Raw genomic sequence first — 21,361 nt, forward strand, 5'->3', positions numbered from 1 at the left:
ACAATGCTGTTCACTACCCGACTAGGAGACCAGAGCTTGAGCAGGTCATGCGGCAGCCCCTTCCGTGCTAACGGATTAGATGTTTCGGGCCCCTTTAGATCCTCGGACTCGAAAACGGCCTCGAGACTCGATTTGCCATGCAGCATCATGGCGTAGTGCGCCATCTGCCCTGTCTTCTCGAACATATGACGGAACACACTGAGGTAGGCATCTTGAGAAATCGAGCTAGGTGAGTAGTGGATATCCTCGAACACGGAGTGCGATCTTTCGTCCATTCAAGCGCTGAGCGCACTACTTGTATTTGCCTACTGTGGCGGCGTGTTCAATCTTGGCCGCCATGATATTGCCCTGATTCCAAGGTGAGCCCGTAGGGGACCTTGGTGCTCAACTCGACGGTGAACCGGCCCGGAGCCAATTTGGTCACCAAGATGCCTCTGGTGGGGTTGTTTCTGGCGACGTATTGAAGCTCCTGTACCGAGGCGTTTAGCTTCTCATCGGCTTCGGAGCTTGTGGCCGCCGCTACCGTGATGTGGGCAGCGGTTATTGTCATGTTTGACCTGCCTTTTCTTATAGATGTTCTTCCGGCTACGGGCCGGTCGGACCGGTTTCTGCTTTGACTGGTAGATGACTATTAGATCCAGCGTGGTGCTGCTGGCGTCCCATTTTTGCTGGAGAACACGCCGTTCCGGGAGCGGCCGCAGGCGAACGCCGTGATGTCCGACAAGGTGCCGGAAATGATGTCTGGGTCTGTAGAGGCTGCGTCGCCGAGTTCAGTGACGGTGGGGGCACCGGCGATTTTCAAGAGCAGATCCTTGTCCTGCCCGCGCGCCCTCCATGCTCCGGTGATGTCTCTGAGCAGGCGTTCGAGGACGTCTGGAGGGATTTGGTCGAAGTTGGCTCCGTTGTCTAGGTCGATCGCGTGTACCCAAACTTCGCGAGTGCGCATCCATACCGTTTCCGAAGCGGGGACCGTGCGGCCTTGGGCGGTTTTGATCTCATGGTTCCAGGCTGCGGACGGGGTGTCGCGCCATTCCACGTTGAGGTGGATAGCGGAGTGTTCATAGAGATTGCGCAGTGCGGCCGGGGACAGGGTGGCACCGTAGTCGATTTCATGGTTGCGTGCCTCGGCGGAGGTGTACATGGGGGTCTCGATGCCGGTATTGGCCCACTCCATGAGGCGGGCGATCGCGCGGGCGTTGTAGCCGACATGCGCGATGACGTGCGCGCGGGTCCAGCCGGGCAGCAGCGAGGGTGCACCGAGTTCGTCATCGGAGAGTTCGTTGAGCTTGCGGCCGAAGAACGCAGCGCCGCGGCGGGCGGTGAGCAGAGCTGCCTTCAGCTCCGAGTCCTGGGTGAGGTCCTGCCGTGCGACCATAGGTACTCCTTCGGGGAGGCGTGGAAGATCGGTGCGGCGAGGCCCGCGCAGTGACGGGCCACGCCAGGATATCCGTGTTGCTGCTAGACGATGGCGGGAACCACTGCCATTGCCCTGTTGCGCAGGGCGCCGAGGCCGTCGATGGAGGTCTCTACTGTCTGGCCGTCGGTGAGGTAGCGCTGGGGGTTGCGGGCGTGGCCCACACCGCCGGGGGTGCCGGTGATGATGACGTCGCCGGGGTTGAGGCTGATCATCGTGGAGATGTAGGAGACGAGGAATTCGGGGCCGTGGACCAGGTCGCCTGTGGAGGCTTCCTGCATGATTTCGCCGTCCACGGTGGTGCGGATGGTTCCGCCGGGGGTCCATTCGTCGGTGGTGACCAGGGTGGGCCCGAGCGGTGTGGAGTTTTCCCAGTTCTTGCCCTGCAGCCATTCCTTGGTGCGGAACTGCCAGGTGCGCATGGACACATCGTTACAGATCGAGTAGCCGGCGATGTGTTCTGCGGCATTGGCTTCGCTAATGCGGCGGCCGGATTTTCCAACCACGACGGCGAGTTCGGCTTCCCAGTCTATGGCCGTGTCCTCGGACGGCAGTTCGATGTCGTCGTTGGCGCCGATGAGGGTTTCGGCGTATTTGGAGAAGAGGGTGGGGTATTCGGGCAGCTCGCGGCCCATCTCGAGGATGTGGGTGCGGTAGTTCAGGCCCACGCAGACGATCTTGCCCGGCCTGGTTACCACGGAGGCCAGGTCCGCGCCGGCGGCCGGATGCTGTCGGCCGGTTGCTGTAGCGGCAAGGTTGCGCCAGTCAGGGTTGATGAGGAGTTCTCCGACGTCGGCGAACCCGGGAATTTCTGTATATGTTTCGTCGTCCAGGCGGGCGGCGCGGGTGGATCCGTTGATGCGGAGGGTGGCGAGCTTCACTTGGTGGTTCCTTCGATGTAGGTGCGGTTGAAGTTCAGGCGTTCGATGATGGGGTGGTCGCCGAACTGAAAGAGGTCGAATTCGGTTTCGGCTTGCAGCGACCAGGCAGCCCAAGACGGGACGACGACCAGGTCGCCCTTTTCGAGAGAGGTGGTTTCGCCGTTGATCACAATGGCGCCGCGTCCTTCGAAGACCTGGTAAACGCTTGAGCCGACTTCTCGGGTGGTCTGGGTCTGTGCGCCGGCCCGGAGCCGGTGGAACTGGGCGCGGATGGTCGGCATGACATCGCCGCCGGTCGTCGGATTCACGAACCGTATGGCCGCGTGCCCTTGGGAAACGGTGGCCGGATGGCCTTCGTCCTCAAGTTTGAGCTGCTCGGCCAGTGCCCGGTCGGTGTGTTCCCACCGGTACGCGCCGATTGGGGAAGAGACGGTGTTGTCCAGCCCGGAGAGCGGGCGCAGGCCCGGATTGGCCCAAAGCCGTTCGGAGCGGGAGATGTCCGGGGTGGACTCGTCCGTGACCCGCTCGGTGCCGAATTCGAAGAACGCTGTGTCCGTGTAGTGCACGAACGGTATGTCCAGGCCGTCGATCCAGGCCATCGGCCGATCTGTCTCGTTGTGGTGGCCGTGGAAGTTCCAGCCCGGGGTCAGCAGGAAATCCCCGCGGGACATACGTACCGGATCGCCGTTGACAACGGTCCAGACGCCCTCACCCTCGACGACGAACCGGAAGGCATTCTGCGAGTGACGGTGCTCGGGAGCGGTCTCGTGTCCGCCGAGGTACTGGATCGCAGCCCACAAGGTCGGGGTCGCATAGGGGCGCCCGCCCAGCCCGGGATTCGCCAGGGCGATGGCACGGCGTTCTCCGCCTCGGCCCACCGGGACCAGGTCCCCTGCACGCTGTGCCATGGGCAGCAGGTTGTTCCACCGCCATACGTGCGGAACGGCTTGGGGCCTCGGATGCATCGGCATCAAATCGCCGATTTCCGTCCACAACGGGATCAGGTTCTCCGCGTCGAAGTCCTTATACAGCTGGTCCAACTGCTCTTGCTCCTCGGCAGTAGGTGCCGGAGCGAGCATCTGATTGTCGGTCATTAGGAGGTCCTTTATGTACTGAAGTCGATATAGCTGGTGTAACTAGCGGTCTGAAGAGCAAAGCCGACCGGTCAGCGGCTTTTGACCTCTAGTTCCATGAGGTCCCTGCCTACATGCAGTTTCCCTTTGTACCCGTGCCGGGCTTCCCTCCAGCGGCGGTCGGGAGTGGTCGCGGGAACCAGATGCGAAAGCACGAGGTTCTTGGCGCCTGCCCGTTCTGCCACGTCACGACCGACTTGCTCGATCGTGGTGTGCGAAGCAAGGAGGTGCTCTTTCACTGCCTGGCCCCATTCAAGAGGCAGTGAGGCAGCCAGTTGGTCTGCGAAATCGGGATCGATCACTTCATGCACCAGGTAATCGGCGTCCTTGGCCAGATCAATCAGATTCTCGCTAACGCAGGTGTCCCCGGATACAACTACTGATCCGTCGGGGGTGTCGAACCGATATGCAAACGACGGTGCGGTGGGACGATGATCCACCAGCGTGGCAGTGACGGTAACCTCTCCGTCTTTCCAGACGTGGATCGGTGTCTGAAGCCGCGGGGGTATGCCTGCTGGATCGATTTCCCAGAGTGAGCCGAGGTCTATGTCGTGGACTTCGAAGCTGGTGTCCGGCGAGGCAGCGTTGCTGTCCCGGGCTCTGTCGTTGAAGTCGGCGGAGAACGCCTGGCGTAGGTAGCCGGTCATGTCCGTAATGCCGGGCGTCGGGTTGTCCGGGTTGAATGGTTCCGGCTCGGGACGGTTGGGCGGGAATACGCGGGTCATTGACCCGCGGTTGCCGGGTCCGAACACCTGCACGGGGGCGTTGGTTCCGTTGATCATGTTCATGCTGCCGGTGGAGTACATCGCTGGCCACTCCGCCACGTGGTCGCTGTGCAAATGGGTAAAGAACACGCCGCGGATATTGCTGAATGCGTTCCCGCCAAAGCCTTCTCCGGCCAGACCGGCCGAAAGGAGCCGGACCTGTGAGCCATGGCCAAGATCGACGAGGTACACCTTGTCCTCGTAAACCACTGCTGTGGATACTCCAAGGCGCTCGTCCGTGAGAATGTTGGGGCCGCCTGCGGTGCCGAGCAGCACAAGCCGTGTTCGGGCCTTCTTCTTTCCCGGTCCAGCATGGGCAGGAGCTGGGGTGGCCACCAGGGCGGCTCCGATGGTGCCAAGCGTTGCCAGTCCGGCGCCTTGAAGCAATTGACGACGGGAAGCAACGGGAAGGCCTTCTAGGGCCGACGAGATGATGCTGCACATAGCAAATTCGCCTCTCTGGAGGTTCGCGTGGGGTTGCAGAAAAGAAGTGTCCGGCCCCAGCCGGAGCAGGACACTTGTGATCGCTCGTGCTGGCAGACCTGGAAGGGCAGAGCGTTTAGGTCAGACGCCTGCCACTTCCGGCGTGCCGATCCCGCCTGCCACGCTTTCGGCGCCGGGCAGATCCTGGGTGAGGACTGCGCGGTTGAACAGGCCCTGGTCGGCGACGATCGTCTGCCCGGTCATGAGGGTGTTGTGGCGGGAGGCGAGGAACGCGTAAAGCCAACCGTATTCTTCCGGCGTGGGCAGGTGTTTGAGCGGCATGAGTTCCTGGAACTGGGCCAGGAAGTTTTCCTTGGGGATGTCGGACTGCTTCATGTGGTCCATCCCCAGCGCGCGGGGTCCTTGCAGCTGGCTGTTCGCGATGCCGGAGGGGGCGATCCCGTTGACCCGCACGCGGGGCGCGAACTCGAAGGCCAATTGGTTCACGACGCTGCGTACGGCGCCCTTGCTCGCGGAGTAGAAGAGGCCGCCGCCGTCGGCAGCGTAGGCCGCGGTGGAAGCGGTCAGCACGATAGCGCCGTCATTTTGTTCCAGCAGGTCCACAAAGATCTTGGCCGAGAGGACGTAGCCCAGGACGTTGACGTGGAAAAGCTCGTCGAACAGCGAGGGAATCTTCTCGAGCGGTGTCTTCGCCAGGGGAAGGTTGCCGTCGAAGACGCCCTGGGATCCGATGAGGGCGTTGAGCTTACCGTAGCGGTTCTCGATGGCAGCCCGCATCGTCTGCAGGTCTTCGATGCTGCGGACGTCGCCCTGGCGGATCAGGATGCGGTCGCCGAATTCGGCTTCAAGGTCGGCGACCTTGGCGGCCGAGACTTCAAGGATGGCGACGTCGGCGCCTTCGGCAAGGCATTGGCGCGCTACGCCGAGGCCCAGGCCGGAGCCTCCGCCGGTAATCAGAACGACGTGGTTGTCTAGCAGTTGCACGGGTGCTCCCTGTATTGGTTGAGAAAATTTTGGTGGTCAGGTGCTGGAGGCCTGCAGGTCACCTGCTGCGGCCAGGGCCTCGTCCCAGCTGGCCTGGCGGCGCAATAGTTTGAGGTACTTTCGCAAAGAGCGGTCGCGCCCGCACGAGAGTACTGCGTGGAACGCTCCGGCGCTTCCGTAGAGCACGAGGTACTCGCTCGATTCGACCGAGCCCTCGGCCACCACAGAGGCGTCCTCTGGATGGCGGCGTCCGTAGCATTGAATTTTCCGGTCGAACTGGTCCGTCCAGTAGTACGGCACTGCGGTGTAGGGATCCTCACGCCCGGCAAGGATGTTTGCGGCGACGTGCCGGGCCTGCTGGGAGGCGTTGGTCCAGTGTCCGACGTGGGTGCGCGGACCGAGCAGCGGATGGTCGTACAGGGCGACGTCGCCGGCCGCCCAAACGCCGGAAACAATGGTGCGCCCGGCAGCATCGCAGACGACGCCGCCAAAGGTTTCGTCGGGTTCGACGCCGGATCCGATGAGCCATTCGGTGTTCGGCTGGATACCGGTGCCGGCTACCACGTACGGCGTTTGGTGCACGGCGCCGTCGGAAAAGGTCAAGGTGTAGTCCCCCGGGCCGCCTTCGACCGCGACGACGAGGGCGCCCATCCGCAGGTCGGTGCCCTGGATCAGGTGCAGGTCCCTCAGGTCGGATGCCACCTCCGGTCCCACACTCTGATTAAGCGGCAGGTCTGTGGCACCGAAAACTGTGACATCAATGCCGCGGGTGCGCAGAGAGGCAGCGATCTCAAGACCAATGAAACTGGAGCCAATCAAAGTTATGCGTCCGTAGTTTGCAGCCGCACGGCGCAGCGCAAGTACGTCTTCGACGGTACGCAATGAGGGTAGCGGCTCTCCGGTTGCAGTGGTTACGGTCCGGGGACGGCTGCCCGTGGCGATCACGACGGCGTCCCAGGGCAGCGGATCCCCGTCCGTGGTGATGACGTAGTGCCGGTCGATGTCCAACCCGGCTGCTCCCTGTCCCAGCATCAGATCGATGCCCAGTTCGGCGAAATGCCCCGGGTCGCGCAAGGGGACGGCTTCGGGTTCCTCATGGGATGTCAGCAACTGCTTGGACAGCGGCGGCCGGTCATACGGCAGGTGCCGTTCGTCGGAGAGCAGGGTAATGGATCCGTCGAAGCCGCCTTGCCGTAATGTGTCCGCGACGGTTACCCCGGCCACGGACGCACCGGCGATGACGATGTTCCGGGGCAGGCCGGTCATGATCCTCCCTCGGGCCCGGACAGACTCAGGGCCTGCGCCGGGCAGGCGAAAACGGCCTCTTCGACATCCTCGCGGTCTTCTTCATTAATGATCTGGCGATGCAGTACGGCTGCGGGGCTGCCTTTGGGCAGCTCGAAGACGTCCGGGGCCAGGCCGACGCAGATACCGTAAGCGCGGCATCTGGTCGTGTCCAGATGCACTTGGAGCGACCCGTCGGGCTGCACGCCGACGGACATGCCAGTCACAGGATCACCGCCAGGTTCGGTGTCTCGAGCGAGGTTTCGGTGTTGAGGACGCGCCGTGTCAGCAGTCGCGGGCCCTCTGGGGTGAACCGGATGGTGTCCTCGCGGCGGGCAGGGACCAGATCGAAGTAGGGGTCGATGCCGCGCTGCCTGTATAACAACAGGGCGCTGGCGACGGCGACGACGTCGGGCCGGTCTGTCGGGGAAATTTCGATGCTGCCCACTAAGCGCATGGTCCGGGACGGCGGGACCTCCGAATAGGCGATGCCTGTGTTCAGGCGGGCGATGCGGGTGCGCAGATGCTCTTTGGTGTCGCGCATGCGGTACCCGGGCTGTGCATATTCCTGGCTGCGCGGCTCCGATGCCTGCCTGATCGGCACTTCGTAGAGCAGATCCTCGTCAAGCAGGTCCAGCCATTCGCCCTCGCGGCCCTCGTCGAGCAGGCGTGACTCGGTGGCAAGGAACTGGGTGATTGCCGCGCGCAATTCCGCGTCGGTCTCGAGGGGAACGTTGTTGGTGACAGTCATGGCGTTAGTTCTCCTCGGTAGTAGTCGTCGCGGGTGCGGTGGATGGTGTTTCGCCGCGCATGACCTTCAACCAATGGCGGTAGAACGCCAACTGGCTATGCTCGCCGTAGCCGGTCGGTCGCTGGATGCCGGGGCCTTTCCAGTCCGGGTTGGGTGACTGGTCGACCTCACTGTTGTTGCCTTGTTGGAAGTTGAACTTCATGCCGGCTTTCCGTGCCCACGGGCTGGCGGCGGCACGCGGGATGCCTTCCCACGCAACTGTGTCGTCCTGTTCAAAGATGCCCGCAGAACCGAACACGAACTGGCCAGTTGTGTAGGTTTCCTGGACTTCTTCCGGGGACTGGAAATCCCAGACGAATTGCCAGCTCCACAGCTCGATTTCTCCGGGGCCGATCGGCTGCCACTGGCGGAAGCTCGTAACCACCGAGACAGGCCCCCCCGGCACGGCCGGTGTGGCGAACCGGATCATCGACAGGTTCGGAAAGATGGTGCCGACCGTCGGAGGCTCGTGGTTGACCATGTTCAGTTGGGCCTCGTCGAGACCGGACAGATCGAACTGCGACTTGATCTCGTCCGGGTATCCCCACAAGGTGAAACCGGGATGAATGGCTTTGGTCCAAGCGTGCCCGACGAAGTTGTGGCCATTGCCAAAGTGGTACGCCCGCGCGATTTCGCAGGAAAACTCCAGGCCTTGTGAGACCTGAATTTCCTGGGTGCCCCAGTGCAGCACGTCGAGGTGGTAGACGTCCCCGGAAAAGTTTTCCGCTGCGGTCTTCCAGTCTGCTTTCACCTTGTAACGGTCCGGTGGGCCGGCAACCCGCATCCCCTGGGGATGGAGCCCGACGATGGCGTCCAACATCCAGCCGGCTCCACCCAGATATTCGTCCAGCGGCGGAACGTCCTCGGACAGTGACGCGAAGATGAAGCCCTGGCGCGTATCGACACGAGGGGCGCGCATCAGGCTCCAGTCATCGGGGTCCAGCCTCTCGCCATAAGCATCCTGCATGTGGGGAGTTCCGACCAGCTGTCCTTGGCTGTTGTACGTCCAGCCGTGGTAGGGACACTTGAAGAACCGGGAGTTGCCGCTGTCTGTCTGGCAAACCTGAGTGCCGCGGTGCCGGCAGAAGTTCGACAGGACATTGATGCCGCCTTTGCCGTCGCGGGTGACGATCACCGGGTCCACGCCAATGCGCCGCTGCACGAAGTCACCGGCGTTGGGAATCTCGGTCTCGTGTGCGACGAAAACCCAGTTATTGGTGAAAATGCGGTCGATCTCCGCTTGAAAAACAGTTTCGTCATTGAAGATTTCGGCGGGCACCAAGTCCTGTGCGAGTCCCTCCTCGACCCGGTCCAGGATCGCGTCCAGTGTCCTGGACGGGGTCTGCGGCGGAAAAGTCTCTGTCTGCGTCATGTCCGGTTGTCTCCTTCGACATGTGGCGGCCCGAGGGCCGAATGAAAGTCCCCTGTAATTGAGTTGCACTGGACGCCACAGGCATCCCGAAAATCTGTGTTGGGTGTCACACCTGTTGCCGTTTGACCAGCTTAGGGAGCGAGCAGCTACCACCGGAAGTGAATGTTGGCGATGCCTAACATCACTCAAATCGATAGTCGAAGGTCGAGGACCCGAGTGCCTCGTCATTTAGCTGTTGAGGGGCGCGCCCTCCAGGCGGCGGAACGGGCGGTTGAGCTGTTCCTCTATGAACGCCGCCTGCCCGGGCAGATGGGTACGCAGGCCGGCCGCGAATTGCGGGAGGTGGTCGGCGCTAACAGCCATCTCCGCCAGAAGAATGCGGTGGGAGACCTCTTGGACCAGCTGCGTCCGCGGCGCGCGGAGGGCCGTGACGGCGCCAAGGGACTCCTCGACCGGGCGTTCAACTGCGAGTTCATCGGCCAGAACGACTGCGTCCTCCAATGCCATGGCGGCGCCTTGGGTAAGGTTCGGAGCGGAGGCATGCGCGCCGTCGCCGAGCACGATGACCCGGCCGCGGTGCCACGGCGGCGGCAGATGGACTTCGCTCAGGGGGCTGTAAACGATTCCGTCGTCCGGAAGCATTTCGCGCAGTTGGGCTACGAGGCCGCCGTAGCCGGCGAGGCGTTGATTGAGGAATTTTTTGAAGTCTGCGGGCGCGTAGCGGGCGTTCTCGGGTTCCGCGCAGACATGCAGCAGGTACATCTGCGTCGGCGACAGAGGGATGAGGCCGGTGTTTGAATGATCGCCGTGGAAGAGCATCGTGTGGTCTACGGCTGCGGGCCGTGGCAGCATCGCGCGCCACACGGCATAGCCGGTATAGGCAGGCTCGCATCCGTCACCGAACAGGCGCCGGCGCATTGGGGAGCGTATTCCATCAAAGGCGGCTACGGCGTCATATTCTGCGCGTGTTCCGTCCGTGAAGCGCACGGCAATGCGGGCTCCGTCGTCGTGGAAGTCTTCCACCGTGGTTCCGTAACGGATCACGGCTCCGTGACCGAGCGCCGCATTGGCCAATATGTCGTGGAGGGCCGAGCGTCTAAGCGCGTTATTCGGCGGTACCCGCTCGCTGCCGAGCCCGCAAACGGTCTCGACGATCGGTGAACCCTGCCAGTCGTAGTGGCTGTTTCGGTCAAACGCGAATCCGGCCTCTAAGCATTGCTCGAGGACGCCCAGAGCGTCGAGTGCACGCAGCGAGTTGCCGGGCTGGTTAATGCCCACACCCACGACGGCGTTGTCCGGCTTGAGCTCAACCACGTCCACCTCGGAGCCGTTACGTGCGAGAGCAGCGGCAGCCGCCAGGCCTCCAATCCCTGCCCCCACCACGAGGTACTTTTTTACAGGCAATCCGACCACCGCTTTCTTTTGCTGTTCCGGTTTCCGTACGGTAGTTGGCACACTAGGCGCGGTGGACTGGCTTCGGAACGGGATATTGTCGATGAGAGGCATCGCGGCGATCAATACCTGAAGTTTTTGCGTCCCCGGCACGGCGGGACGCGGCTTCCCGGCAGCCTTGACTGGCGCGTCTCCCTTCCTGAAAGGCAGCAGAGTATGGCGAAAAACCTGGCCAATATGGATCTGAATCTGTTGGTGGCTTTGGACGCATTGCTGGCAGAGCGTAACGTCACGCGCGCGGCCGAACGCCTGCTGGTGGGCCAGTCGGCCATGAGTTCGACGCTGGCGAGACTGCGGCGTCTCTTTGATGACCCTTTGCTGGTCCGGGAGGGCAGGGGGTTGGCGGCGACGCCGTTGGCAGAATCACTCATCGACCCGGTGCGCCAGGCTTTGGGCATCATCGAGGGGGTCTTGACCGTGCGCAGCAGCTTCGACCCCTCTATTGACCACCGTACTTTCACGATCAGTGCCAGTGATTACGTCACGCTGGTTTTGCTGCGGCCGTTGATTGAAAAGCTGGCGAAGGAAGCACCGCACGTGCGGGTGACCATTATCCCGGTCTCCGCGGGAGACTACACCGAGGATCTGAGGCGGGAACAAGCGGACCTGCTGATTGTTCCCCGCGAACTGCTTCCAGCACAGACCGGCTACGCGCAGGCACCCTTGTTCTCGGACGGGTACGTCGTCGCAGTGGATGCGGACAACCCCGACGTTGGCAACGAGATCGACATGGATCAGTTCAGCACCCTCCCGTACCTCGCCTATCAGTCCGCAGGGCGGGCCTCCTTGGCCGATCTGCAGCTGGACCAGCTGCAGATCCGGCGGAATGTGGAAGTTACCGCGCAATCGTTTCTGATCGCGCCGTTGCTGCTACGGGGGACGCGGCTGATCCTGCTGGCCCATTACCAGCTCGGGCGGCTCCTGGCCCAACAGCACCGGCTGCGGCTGTTGGAACCGCCCATGCAGCTCCGACGCCTGGAACAGGTGATGGTGTGGACCCCGCGGCACAACACCGATGCCGGCCATGAATGGCTCCGCGGGCGCCTGATGGAAGTTGCACGCGAGCTCACCACTTCAGAGCAAAGGACAAACTAGCGGCCCGGGCATTGACCGAGTCAATGCCACGCATGCAGCATCGACCACTTCCGGGTCGCTGCCGCGTTTCATACCGTGCAAAGGAGAAGCGCTCCGCACACAGACCTCCACCTGTGCGGGGCCCAGACCTACGCAGAGAGGCGTCTTGCCGTGTTTGAGATCTTTCCCGAGAAGTACGTATGGAACCTGTCGGCCAACATTGCACTGAGCAGCGGCGGGGAAATCGAGGAAATCCTCGAGGCCTGCCGGCCCCTCGTCGACGCCCAGAACCGCGGTGAGGAGCCCGGAACGGAAGCCTTCTTCGAGTCATGGCAAACCGTCGCTGACCGGCAGGTCGAGCTGGCCCACGAGAACATTGACGCCGGCCGTGAACTCAGCGCCGCCACGCGCCTGCGGCGGGCCGCGATCTACTACCAGATCTCCGAGCGCATGCAGAGCCGTTGGTTCACGCCCCGGGAAGGTGCTTATAAGAAGATGCTCGCGGCCTTCGCCGATTCCGTACGCCTCGGCCGGGAGAACTGTGAATTGGTGGAGGTGCCCTACGGCGACTCGACGCTTCCGGCGTTGTTCGTCCGTGCGGACAACGTTGACGGGCCGGCGCCGGTGATGGTTCACTGCAACGGCCTGGACAGCAGCAAGGAGATGATCTACTGGTCTGGCATCGGTCAGGAGTTGGCCCGCCGCGGAGTCTCCACGCTCATGGTGGACCAACCGGGCACCGGCGGCGCCTTACGGCTGCAAGGGCTCACCGCCATCCATGATAGTGAGCGCTGGGCTTCGGCCTGCGTGGATTTCCTGGAGCAACGCCAGGACGTGGAATCGAAGCGGATCGGGATGATGGGCTGGTCCCTCGGAGGGTACTTTGCTCCCCGGGCGGCAGCCTTCGAAAAGCGGTTCAGCCTCTGCGTGGCCTGGGGCGCCAACTATAACTGGGGCGAGTTGCAAAAGCGGCGGCTCAAGCGTGAGGGAGACCGGCCGGTGCCCCACTACTGGGACCACGTGCTCTGGGTCTGGGGACAGGACAATGTCGAGGAGTTCATGGAATTCGCTCCCCGTGTCACCTTGGAAGGGGTGGTGGAGCACATTACCGTCCCGTTCCTTGTCACCCATGGCCAGAACGACCGGCAGATCCCGCTGGAATACGCGCAGGCGCAGTACGACCAGGCGGTGAACAGCCCCAAGCGTGAACTCAAGATTTTCACGCCCCGTGAGGGCGGTGTGGAGCATGTGAGCGCGGACAACCAGCCGGTCGCCACAAACTTCATCGCCGATTGGGTTTCAGAAAACATCTAGACCCTCTTTGCGGCGCTGCCAGCGCCCCGACGACGAGCCCCGTGCCAGCGTCCTCCGCACCGACGGAGGAGCCCGCGCGGGGCTCTTGGTGCTGCCCGTCGGGGTGTCCCCTGGTGGCACCCGGCTCTTCAAATTATTAGCGATGCACGCATTGATCGCATCAATGACAGTCATGCGTTTTCGGTCCCTTCCGGGGCGATGGTGACCTGCACGACAGTTGAACCAACGCTCGAATCGGAGCGCACCAGCCGCCCGGCGTGCCGGCGGAAGAAACCACCCATCAGGAGAACACTCGTGGAAAAGCTCCTCTCCCACATTGCCCATCTTGAAATCGCCAGCCCGGATGTCGAAGCTTCGGCCGAGTTCTATGAGAAGCACTTCGGTCTGCGAATTGTCGACCGCATCGACGGCGCCGTCTACCTGCGCTGCTGGGGCGATTACTACCGCTACAGCCTTGTGGTCCGCGAAGGCCGGGCCCCCGCGCTGACCCGCATGGCTTGGCGGACCGAAAGCGCAGATGCACTGGAGGTCGCGGCGGCACGCGTGCAGGAATCCGGCATTGAAGGCGCCTGGGTCGAAGGCGGCAACGGCCACGGCCGGGCCTTCGAATTCATCGGTCCCTTCGGACACCCCGTCCGGCTGCTCTGGGAGCTGGATCGCTTCGAGTCCGGGCCGGAGTGCGCATCGATCTATCCGGACCGCCCCGAGAAGCGCTCCAGCCACGCCGCCGCCCCCCGCTTCCTGGACCACGTCACCATTGCCAGCACCGACGTCGATGGCTTCGCCGAATGGCACCGCGATGTTTTGGGATTCCGACTGATGGCGCGCACCCAGCTCGACGACACCAACGTCAGTGTCTTCTCCGTTCTGACCACCAACGAAAAGTCCCACGACCTCGGCGTCGTCCTGGATCACTCGACGACGCCCGGCCGCGTGAACCACATCGCCTTCTGGGTCGACACCCACGAGGAACTGCTCATCACCGCCGACGTGCTGATGGAAAACGGCACCCCGATGGAGCACGGCCCCGGCGTGCACGGTATCGGCGAGCAGCAGTACCTGTACTTCCGGGAACCGAGCGGGCTGCGCGTCGAGCTGAACTCCGGCGGCTACCGGAACTATGTGCCGGACTGGGAGGCCAACACCTGGACCCCCAGCCGGGGCGGCAGCAACTTCTACCGCAACGCACCGATCCCCGACTCGATCTTCCAATCCTTCCCGGCCGCTGACGGGCTGACCGCCACCGAAGAAGGAATCCACCCGGATATGTACGAGGCACTCGTCAACTCCTAACCGCTCTGCGGGCTGCGCAGGCCGGCCAATGCCGCCGGCGCAGCCCGCACACCACGTCCGCATCACAAGCGGGTTCCACAATCCCCTGGAGAAGCCATGGCAAAAATCAGCCCTTATCGGGAGTTCAGGACGGGCTGGCCGACACTGGTGTCGGTGACCGTCGGATCCGCCGTCGGCGTCACCGCCCTCCTGTTCTACAGCCTCGGGTCCTTCACCTCGTCCCTGGGCGCGGAGTTCGGGTGGAGCCGTGCACAGGTCTCGTCGTCCTTCCTCTACACCACGATCGCCCTAACCGTGATGGCCGCTCCGCTCGGCTGGCTGCTCGACCGGTTCGGGCCCCGCCGCATCGCACTCGTTTCCGTGCCGGGACTCACGCTTTCGTTGCTATTGCTAAGCCAGTTCCAAGGCGACCTGATGTCCTTCCACCTGCTCTTTGGCGTAGCTGGACTGCTCGGGGCGGGAACGACCTCGGTGGTATACACGAAAGCCCTGAACTCGAAGTTCTTCGCCAAGCGCGGAATGGCCCTGGGCATCAGTCTCGCCGGCCTCGGCGTAGCCGCCCTGGCCCTCCCCGCGCTCGTCACCGCCGTCGTGCAGCCCTTCGGATGGCGGGCCGGGTTCCTGGCCCTCGCCGCCCTCTCGCTGCTGGTCATCCCGTTCGTGTTCTTCGGTTTCCGGACCGATCCGGCGGCACCACTTGCACCCCTTCAGGCCGTCGGCTCAACGCGCCGGGAGGCACTCAGTTCACGCACCTTCTGGATGCTGCTCGTCGGCTTCCTGCTGGTGGGCGGCTCGGTCCCCGCCATCATCCCGCACATGGTCCCGCTCCTCACCGACGCCGGACTCACGCCCCAATCCGCCGCAGGCATCGCCGGACTCATCGGTCTGGGCGTCATCATCGGCCGGCTGTGCATCGGCGCCCTCGTTGATCGGTTCCACGCCCCTTTCGTCGCCGCACCGCTGTTCCTGCTCACCGCACTGGGATGCCTGCTGCTGCTCTGGGGAGGACCACTCATGGCCCCCGTGGCCGCGTTCATGGTGGGGCTTTCGTTCGGAGCCGAGGCCGATCTCATCGCTTTCTTCTGCGGCAACTATTTCGGCCTCCGCAGCTACGGCTTCATCTACGGCCTGATCTACGCCGCGTTCTCCGTGGCAATCTCGATCGGCCCGATTTGGGCCGGAGCCTTCTTTGACCGGACCGGCAGCTATGACGGCGCGCTCATCACCGTCGCGGCATTGCTCGCCGCGGGCTCCGCCGTCGTACTCGCCCTCCCCCGCGATCAACGCTACGCCCGGACCCAAGACACGCAGAACCTTCCCGAGCCTTTGCCCGCCACCACCGGCGCCTGAACTGCCGACGCTGCCCCGACGCCCAAACAACCTTGACACCCACCACTATTCAAAGGAGTGACGGACCTTGACCCTCACCACCGACCTTCCCGGCGCTTTGCCGGCCGAGACGACCCACGGTTGGGCCATCGGCACCGATGTAGGCGGGACCTTCACCGACCTGTGGCTCCGCTCCCCCGCCGGCGAGTCTTATGTCTGCAAGTCCCCGACTACCGCTGACGTCGTCACCGGCGTCGTCAACGCCATCCACCTGGCCGCCGACCTCGCCGGACTCACCACGCGGGAACTTTGCGAGCAGGTCCATCGCTTCGGGCACGGCACCACTGTCGGGCTGAACGCGCTGCTCACCGGCCGCTCGGCCAAGACCGGACTAATCACCACCCGTGGCTTCGGTGACGTCTTGGAAATCGGACGGTTGCGGCGAGGCACCGCCAGCCTGAAGGGCCTGGACCTGGGGGATTACTTCCTGCGCGGGCAGATCCCCCCGCTTGTCCCCCGTGAACTCGTCGTCGAGGTCACTGAACGGGTGGACGCCAACGGCGGCGTGCTCACCCCACTCGACATCGAGTCAGTCCGCACGGCGGCGAAAACACTGAAGGCCGAGGGGGTCGAAGCGGTGGCCATCTGCCTCCTGTGGGCTACCGAATACCCCGGTCACGAGCAGGCTGTCGCCGAGATCATCGCCGAGGTCCTCCCCGACGCGTTCGTCAGCATGTCCCACGTCATCGCGCCCTCCGTGGGCGAGTACGCCCGCGCATCCACCACCACTGCCAACGCCGCGCTGGGGCCTATCGCCGGGCACTACCTGCTCAACTTGGAACGCGAGCTGCGCGCCCTGGGCATGAACGCGCCGATCATGATGACCACCAATGCCGGCGGCGTCGTCCCGGCGGGAACGATCACCTCGTCCCCGGTCAACGGCCTGCTGTCGGGTCCGGCCTCCTGCGTCGTCGCCGGGCAGTCCCTGGGCAAAGAACAGGACCGCCCGAACATCCTGACCATGGACGTCGGCGGCACCTCGTTCGACGTCGGCGTCGTCGTCGACGGCGTGCCACTGCTCCGCGAAGACGTCACCTTCGGCGGAGCGGACATGCGCGTTCCATCCGTCGACATCGCCAGTGTAGGAGCCGGCGGCGGTTCCATCGCCGCCGTCGACGGCGGGATCCTCAGCGTCGGCCCGCGCAGTGCCGGCGCCGTCCCGGGCCCCGTCTGCTACGGCAAGGGCGGCACGGAGCCAACCACTACGGACGCTGACCTGGTGCTCGGGGTCCTGGACCCGGATGCCTTTGGCTCCGGCGGCATCACCTTGGACCGCGAGGCCGCGGCCCGGGCCATCGAGGAGCAGGTCGGCCGCCCGCTGGGGTTGAACGCCATGGAGGCCGCCCGTGCGATCCGCGTGGTCTTCGACACCACGATGTCTGATCTGCTGCGGTCGGTCACCATTGAGCGTGGCCACGACCCCCGCGAATTCACGCTGGTAGCCGGCGGCGGCTCGGGCCCCTCCCACGCCTGGGCGCTGTGCCGCGAACTGGGCTTGGAAGGATTCCTGGTTCCGGCAACCGCCACCGCCCAATCCGCGTACGGGGCAGGAACCAGCGACCTGAAGACCACCTCGTCGCGCACCAGCTACATCCGGCTTGCCAGCGGCGCCACCCCCACCACCGAGCACGCCGCAACGCTCACCCAAGCCATGGCGGCCACCACCCGGGCCGCCCTGGATGCCATCCCCGATCCTGACCACGCTGCGGTCACCCATACTGTCGCGGTCCGCTACCACGGCCAGGCCCATCACCTGGATGTAGTCCTTCAACAGTCCCCGGACGCGCAGGACCTCGCCGACATGCTGTCCCGATTCGAGGCCGACTACGAATTGCTCTTTGGTGCCGGCTCCGGATTCCGGGAGGCCGGGTTCGAGATCCTCTCGGTCCGCTCCGTGGCATCCCGTGCCGCCGAAGTCCTGGCCGCCGCTTCGAACGGTGAAGCCTTCGAGGACCTCGGAGTTCGTCCCGTCGTTTTCGATGACCCGGATACCCCCGAGAACACCCGTGTCTACGGGTGCCGCTGGCCGGCCGGCGGCCAAAAACTCGCCGGACCGTGCCTGATCCATCTGCCCGGTTGCGTCGTTGTAGTGCCGCCGGGTGGTTCCGCCGAAACCGACGACGCCGGCGTCATCCATGTGAAAGTAGGAAACCAGTGAGCCTCCTCGAGACCTCCACCATCCCCGTAGCCGCAGCAGCGGTCCCCGGAACCGACCCCGTCACCGCACAGGTTGTCCGCAGCCGGCTCGTCGCGATTACCGACCAGATGCGCGTCGCGCTGCAGTCTGTCAGCGGCAGCCCGACCGTCACCGAGGCCAGTGACTTCTTTACCGGCCTCTACCTGCCGGACGGGTCCTTCGCCACCATGGGCCACCAAGTCACGTTCGAAGCACCGCCCGTAGGAGCACTAATCCGTCACCTGCGCCAAAGCAACATGAAACTGCGCGAGGGCGACCGAATCATCGGCAACGACCCGTTCATCGGAGCACTGCACCAGAACGACGTGCAGATGTGCGCCCCCTTGGTGGTCGACGGCGAAATCGTTGCCTGGGCCGGCGTGATGGCCCATGAAACGGACATGGGCGGCATGGACTTCGCGTCGTGGTCGCCGAAAGCCAAGGAGATCTGGCAGGAGGGACTGCGCATCCCGGCGGTGAAACTGGTCGACGGCGGTGTCCTGCGCGACGACGTCCTCGACATGATCCTCGCCGCCACCCGCCTGCCGGCCCAGGTTGGCCTGGACATTCGCGCGTTCATCGCCACACTGAACGTCGCCGCGGAACGTCTCACCGAGCTCTGCCGCCGCTACGGGACCCCCGTGGTGCAGGCCGTGATGGTCGCCATGGTGGCCGACTCCGAGCAGCGCATGCGCCAACGCCTGCGTGAAATCCCGGACGGCGTTGTGCATACACGCGACTTCCTGGAACACGACGGCCACACCGACAAGCTCTATACCGTCGACCTTCTGGCCACGAAGAAGGGTGACTCCCTCATCCTTGACTTTTCCGGATCCTCCCCGCAGGCCCAGGGATTCGTGAACTGCTCGCGGGCGGGCCTCATGGGCGGCGTAGCCGGCGCGCTCATCCCTACCCTGGGCTTCGGCCTGCCGTGGAACGACGGCCTCCTGCGACCCGTCGAGGTGACGGCGCCCGACCGGCTGATCTGCACCGCCATGTCGCCGGCCCCGGTGGGCAGCGCCACCGTCGAGACCATCTGGGTGGTCAGCAATGTCGTCTCGGCAGCACTGAACAGGCTGCTCACGGCAGCTCCTCAGCACGCGCACCGCGCCCAGGGAATCAGCAGCGGCACCATGGCCACCTTCAACCTGAGCGGAATCAACCAGTACGGGGAGAAGTTCGGCCTGCACCTGATGGACCCACTCGCGGGTGGATTCGGTGCGTTCACCGCACATGACGGGCAGGACGCGGCCGGTCCTATCAACGCGCCCTGCCCGTCCATCGCGGACGTGGAGGTCAACGAACAGAAAACTCCCCTGGTCTACCAATACCGACGCCTGGCCCAAGACACCGGCGGTGCGGGCCGCCGCCGGGGCGGCGTTGCCGCGGAAGTCGCCCTGACCGTGTCCATCCCGGAAGCCGAGGCACTCGTGATGACTCACGGCGTCGAGGTACCCAACTCCGCCGGTCTCTCCGGCGGCCTGCCGGGCGGAACCATCAGCCAAGCATTCGCGCCCGGATTCCTGGATCGTGCGGATCCATCCGCCGAGCTGAACGCTTCGGTGCAGGTCCCGGAAGCCTTTCAGGACCTGGGTTCGAAACCCGGAGCGTTCCCCATGCGTGACACGGATGTCTTCGCCGTGACTTGGCAGGGCGGCGGCGGGATCGGCGACCCGCTGGACCGTGATCCTGTCGATGTGCTCGCAGACGTGCGCCGCGGCGTGGTCAGCGTGGCCGCTGCCCGGGAGACCTACGGCGTCGTTCTCATCGGCGCAGAGACGGGCCGCCCCTCGGGCTGGGACGCCGACGCCACGCTCCGACTGCGGCGCGACCTTCGGGCGCAGCGCCTGGGCGTTGATCCGGAGACGCTTCCCCTGGCTGCCGACGCCGTGGGTCCCGACGTGGTTCCCCATGAAATCGCCGCCGGGGAGCGCTGGCTCGCGCTCGGCGACCGGCTGCGCGCCGTGGTCTCCGCAGCCGGACAGTGGCGCGTGCAGACGCTCTCCGGCGCCGTACTCTCCACCGGGTCCACCCGATGGCGCGACGGGGCGGTGCGCGTCGATCTGCCCCTCCCGCATCGTGTCGGCCGAACCTTACACCGGGATCTGAAGGCGACCGGCTGGCTCTGCCCGTCGAGCGGTGCCCTGCTGGCCGTGGACATCCATCTGGTCTCCGAAGAGCCCTTCCACGACCTCGAACTCAACCTCGCCTCCGGCATCACCGCCGATCTGGCAATCACCGCAGAGGAGAACTGACATGGCCAAGAACGCCGAATTCGGCCCGCGCAAGGTCATTGTGACCGTCGCTCCCACCGGAGGGATGGCCACCAAAGACAAAGTCCCGAACCTGCCCGTCACCCCGGAAGAAATCGCCGACGACGTCGTCGCCTGCTACGAAGCCGGCGCAAGCGTTGCCGCCATCCACGCCCGCCGCCCCGATGGCCTGGCAACCTGCGACCCGGACACCTATGCCCGCATCAACTCCCTGATCCGGTCCCGCTGCGACATTGTGCTGAACAATTCCACCGGGGGTGGCATTCACGGAGACATGATCCACCAGTTGGACAACGGCCTCTGGGAAATCGACTTCAACGAAAGGATCAAGGGACTCGACGGCGCCGGAGCGGAGATGTGCACGCTGGACGCACATACGGTCTGCGCCCACGGCGGCGGCAGGGAACTGCTGGTGACCACCACGCCGTCGCGTTCGCGCTGGCTGGCCGAGCAGATGAAGGCGCGCGGAATCAAACCCGAGTGGGAGGTCTTCAGCATCGCTCACATCATCCAGGACGTGACGGAACTGATCGAGGAAGGTCTGGACGAGGCACCGTATTTCATCAACATGGTCCTCGGCGCGCATAAGGGATTCCAAGGCGCACTCCCCTACACGCCCAAACTGCTGCAAAGCATGGTCGAACACCTCCCCGAAGGCTCCATCTTCAACGTCAGCGCCATCGGCCCCGCGCAGCTGCCGGCCACGGTCCACGCCTTGCTCCTGGGAGGGCATGTCAGGGTCGGCCTCGAGGACAACCTCTCATATGAAAAGGGCGTCCCGGCCACCAATCTCGCGCTGGTCGAGCGTATGGTCCGCATCATCCGCGAACTCGGCATGGAACCGGCAACCCCATCCGAAGCCCGCACCCTCATGGGTTTGCCCGCCCTGGAACGGGACACCGCCAGTGCAGTGACGGGCTGAGCGATGGAAAATCCTGGGAGCCTGCACGGTCAAACCACTGTCGCCTGGGTCGATACGGATGCATCGGGCCGGATCCACTTCACTGCCGCCTTCCGCTGGGTCGAAGCCGTGGAGCACAACGCTTACCGGGCCGCAGGGCTCGGAGATCACATCCAGGCACTCCCCCGCCTCAGCATTGGCGCCACCTATCGCCGGCAGCTCACTGCCGGCGATGGGATCGAAATCGAACTGCGGACGGCCCGCGTCGGCAACACTTCGATCGGTTACGAATGGACGATCCTCCACAAAGGCGAGCCCTGCATTGACGGCCACCACACCGTTGTCCATGTCGGATTCGAGGGGAAGCCTGCTCCCCTTCCAGAGGAGCTGAGGGCCCTGCTCGCAGAATCCGCTCCCGCCTAA

General features: G+C 64.3%; 19 protein-coding genes. 8 read left to right on the forward strand and 11 right to left on the reverse strand.

Features of this window, described 5'->3' with window-relative positions:
* Nucleotides 1–322: 322 nt before the first annotated feature.
* The 11 genes from AC5RWG_RS05555 to AC5RWG_RS05605 all read right to left on the reverse strand — a co-directional run bounded on the left by AC5RWG_RS05555 (nucleotide 323) and on the right by AC5RWG_RS05605 (nucleotide 10,584).
* Nucleotides 323–550, reverse strand: coding sequence for a hypothetical protein (locus tag AC5RWG_RS05555; protein WP_494049621.1), 228 nt, complete (start codon nucleotides 548–550; stop codon nucleotides 323–325).
* Nucleotides 551–631: 81 nt separating this feature from the next.
* Nucleotides 632–1,375, reverse strand: coding sequence for a maleylpyruvate isomerase family mycothiol-dependent enzyme (locus tag AC5RWG_RS05560; protein WP_494049620.1), 744 nt, complete (start codon nucleotides 1,373–1,375; stop codon nucleotides 632–634).
* An 83-nt stretch (nucleotides 1,376–1,458) separates the two neighbouring features.
* On the reverse strand, nucleotides 1,459–2,295 hold the full coding sequence (locus tag AC5RWG_RS05565) for a fumarylacetoacetate hydrolase family protein (RefSeq protein ID WP_494166535.1): 837 nt from the start codon (nucleotides 2,293–2,295) through the stop codon (nucleotides 1,459–1,461).
* Nucleotides 2,292–3,389: a cupin domain-containing protein gene (locus AC5RWG_RS05570; RefSeq protein ID WP_494049618.1), complete on the reverse strand. Its 1,098-nt coding sequence runs from the start codon at nucleotides 3,387–3,389 to the stop codon at nucleotides 2,292–2,294. Before AC5RWG_RS05570 ends, AC5RWG_RS05565 begins: the two co-directional genes overlap by 4 nt.
* A 71-nt stretch (nucleotides 3,390–3,460) precedes the next feature.
* Nucleotides 3,461–4,636 (reverse strand): MBL fold metallo-hydrolase, encoded by a 1,176-nt coding sequence (locus tag AC5RWG_RS05575; RefSeq protein WP_494166536.1) that lies wholly within the window; start codon nucleotides 4,634–4,636, stop codon nucleotides 3,461–3,463.
* 120 nt (nucleotides 4,637–4,756) lie between these two features.
* Nucleotides 4,757–5,620 (reverse strand): SDR family oxidoreductase, encoded by an 864-nt coding sequence (locus tag AC5RWG_RS05580; protein WP_494049616.1) that lies wholly within the window; start codon nucleotides 5,618–5,620, stop codon nucleotides 4,757–4,759.
* A gap of 36 nt (nucleotides 5,621–5,656) precedes the next feature.
* The gene (locus AC5RWG_RS05585) at nucleotides 5,657–6,886 is read right to left on the reverse strand and encodes an NAD(P)/FAD-dependent oxidoreductase (RefSeq protein WP_494049615.1); all 1,230 of its coding nucleotides are present in this window, start codon (nucleotides 6,884–6,886) and stop codon (nucleotides 5,657–5,659) included.
* Nucleotides 6,883–7,122, reverse strand: a complete 240-nt coding sequence (locus tag AC5RWG_RS05590; protein WP_494050095.1) for a ferredoxin — start codon at nucleotides 7,120–7,122, stop codon at nucleotides 6,883–6,885. Before AC5RWG_RS05590 ends, AC5RWG_RS05585 begins: the two co-directional genes overlap by 4 nt.
* A 5-nt stretch (nucleotides 7,123–7,127) precedes the next feature.
* Complete coding sequence (locus tag AC5RWG_RS05595; RefSeq protein ID WP_494049614.1) at nucleotides 7,128–7,655, reverse strand: aromatic-ring-hydroxylating dioxygenase subunit beta; 528 nt, start codon at nucleotides 7,653–7,655, stop codon at nucleotides 7,128–7,130.
* Between the two features lie 4 nt (nucleotides 7,656–7,659).
* The gene (locus AC5RWG_RS05600; RefSeq protein WP_494049613.1) at nucleotides 7,660–9,066 is read right to left on the reverse strand and encodes an aromatic ring-hydroxylating oxygenase subunit alpha; all 1,407 of its coding nucleotides are present in this window, start codon (nucleotides 9,064–9,066) and stop codon (nucleotides 7,660–7,662) included.
* A gap of 228 nt (nucleotides 9,067–9,294) precedes the next feature.
* Complete coding sequence (locus tag AC5RWG_RS05605) at nucleotides 9,295–10,584, reverse strand: FAD-dependent monooxygenase (RefSeq protein ID WP_494166537.1); 1,290 nt, start codon at nucleotides 10,582–10,584, stop codon at nucleotides 9,295–9,297.
* A 90-nt stretch (nucleotides 10,585–10,674) separates the two neighbouring features.
* Here AC5RWG_RS05605 and AC5RWG_RS05610 point away from each other — a divergent pair, with 90 nt between their 5' ends.
* The 8 genes from AC5RWG_RS05610 (at nucleotide 10,675) to AC5RWG_RS05645 (ending at nucleotide 21,361) form a co-directional block, all read left to right on the forward strand.
* Nucleotides 10,675–11,613, forward strand: coding sequence for a LysR family transcriptional regulator (locus AC5RWG_RS05610; RefSeq protein WP_494049611.1), 939 nt, complete (start codon nucleotides 10,675–10,677; stop codon nucleotides 11,611–11,613).
* Between the two features lie 150 nt (nucleotides 11,614–11,763).
* On the forward strand, nucleotides 11,764–12,906 hold the full coding sequence (locus AC5RWG_RS05615) for an alpha/beta hydrolase family protein (protein ID WP_494049610.1): 1,143 nt from the start codon (nucleotides 11,764–11,766) through the stop codon (nucleotides 12,904–12,906).
* 294 nt (nucleotides 12,907–13,200) lie between these two features.
* A complete protein-coding gene (locus tag AC5RWG_RS05620; RefSeq protein ID WP_494049609.1) occupies nucleotides 13,201–14,199 on the forward strand; it encodes a VOC family protein in 999 nt (332 codons plus the stop codon).
* 96 nt (nucleotides 14,200–14,295) lie between these two features.
* Entirely contained in the window at nucleotides 14,296–15,549 is a 1,254-nt protein-coding gene (locus tag AC5RWG_RS05625; RefSeq protein WP_494166538.1) for an MFS transporter, read from the forward strand.
* A gap of 67 nt (nucleotides 15,550–15,616) precedes the next feature.
* Nucleotides 15,617–17,746, forward strand: a complete 2,130-nt coding sequence (locus tag AC5RWG_RS05630) for a hydantoinase/oxoprolinase family protein (protein WP_494049607.1) — start codon at nucleotides 15,617–15,619, stop codon at nucleotides 17,744–17,746.
* Nucleotides 17,743–20,019 (forward strand): hydantoinase B/oxoprolinase family protein, encoded by a 2,277-nt coding sequence (locus AC5RWG_RS05635; RefSeq protein ID WP_494023337.1) that lies wholly within the window; start codon nucleotides 17,743–17,745, stop codon nucleotides 20,017–20,019. Before AC5RWG_RS05630 ends, AC5RWG_RS05635 begins: the two co-directional genes overlap by 4 nt.
* A gap of 1 nt (nucleotide 20,020) precedes the next feature.
* Nucleotides 20,021–20,959, forward strand: a complete 939-nt coding sequence (locus tag AC5RWG_RS05640; protein WP_494049606.1) for a beta-keto acid cleavage family enzyme — start codon at nucleotides 20,021–20,023, stop codon at nucleotides 20,957–20,959.
* A gap of 3 nt (nucleotides 20,960–20,962) precedes the next feature.
* A complete protein-coding gene (locus AC5RWG_RS05645; RefSeq protein WP_494166539.1) occupies nucleotides 20,963–21,361 on the forward strand; it encodes an acyl-CoA thioesterase in 399 nt (132 codons plus the stop codon).

It is taken from the genome of Arthrobacter sp. Y3221160 (assembly GCF_059092585.1).

Bases quoted from the DNA above. Each gene is read 5' to 3' on its own strand.
- AC5RWG_RS05640 (WP_494049606.1), top strand. From the start codon at position 20,021: ATGGCCAAGAACGCCGAATTCGGCCCGCGCAAGGTCATTGTGACCGTC.
- AC5RWG_RS05600 (WP_494049613.1), bottom strand. From the start codon at position 9,066: ATGACGCAGACAGAGACTTTTCCGCCGCAGACCCCGTCCAGGACACTG.
- AC5RWG_RS05595 (WP_494049614.1), bottom strand. From the start codon at position 7,655: ATGACTGTCACCAACAACGTTCCCCTCGAGACCGACGCGGAATTGCGC.
- AC5RWG_RS05570 (WP_494049618.1), bottom strand. From the start codon at position 3,389: ATGACCGACAATCAGATGCTCGCTCCGGCACCTACTGCCGAGGAGCAA.
- AC5RWG_RS05585 (WP_494049615.1), bottom strand. From the start codon at position 6,886: ATGACCGGCCTGCCCCGGAACATCGTCATCGCCGGTGCGTCCGTGGCC.
- AC5RWG_RS05575 (WP_494166536.1), bottom strand. From the start codon at position 4,636: ATGTGCAGCATCATCTCGTCGGCCCTAGAAGGCCTTCCCGTTGCTTCC.
- AC5RWG_RS05555 (WP_494049621.1), bottom strand. From the start codon at position 550: ATGACAATAACCGCTGCCCACATCACGGTAGCGGCGGCCACAAGCTCC.
- AC5RWG_RS05625 (WP_494166538.1), top strand. From the start codon at position 14,296: ATGGCAAAAATCAGCCCTTATCGGGAGTTCAGGACGGGCTGGCCGACA.
- AC5RWG_RS05590 (WP_494050095.1), bottom strand. From the start codon at position 7,122: ATGTCCGTCGGCGTGCAGCCCGACGGGTCGCTCCAAGTGCATCTGGAC.
- AC5RWG_RS05645 (WP_494166539.1), top strand. From the start codon at position 20,963: ATGGAAAATCCTGGGAGCCTGCACGGTCAAACCACTGTCGCCTGGGTC.
- AC5RWG_RS05610 (WP_494049611.1), top strand. From the start codon at position 10,675: ATGGCGAAAAACCTGGCCAATATGGATCTGAATCTGTTGGTGGCTTTG.
- AC5RWG_RS05560 (WP_494049620.1), bottom strand. From the start codon at position 1,375: ATGGTCGCACGGCAGGACCTCACCCAGGACTCGGAGCTGAAGGCAGCT.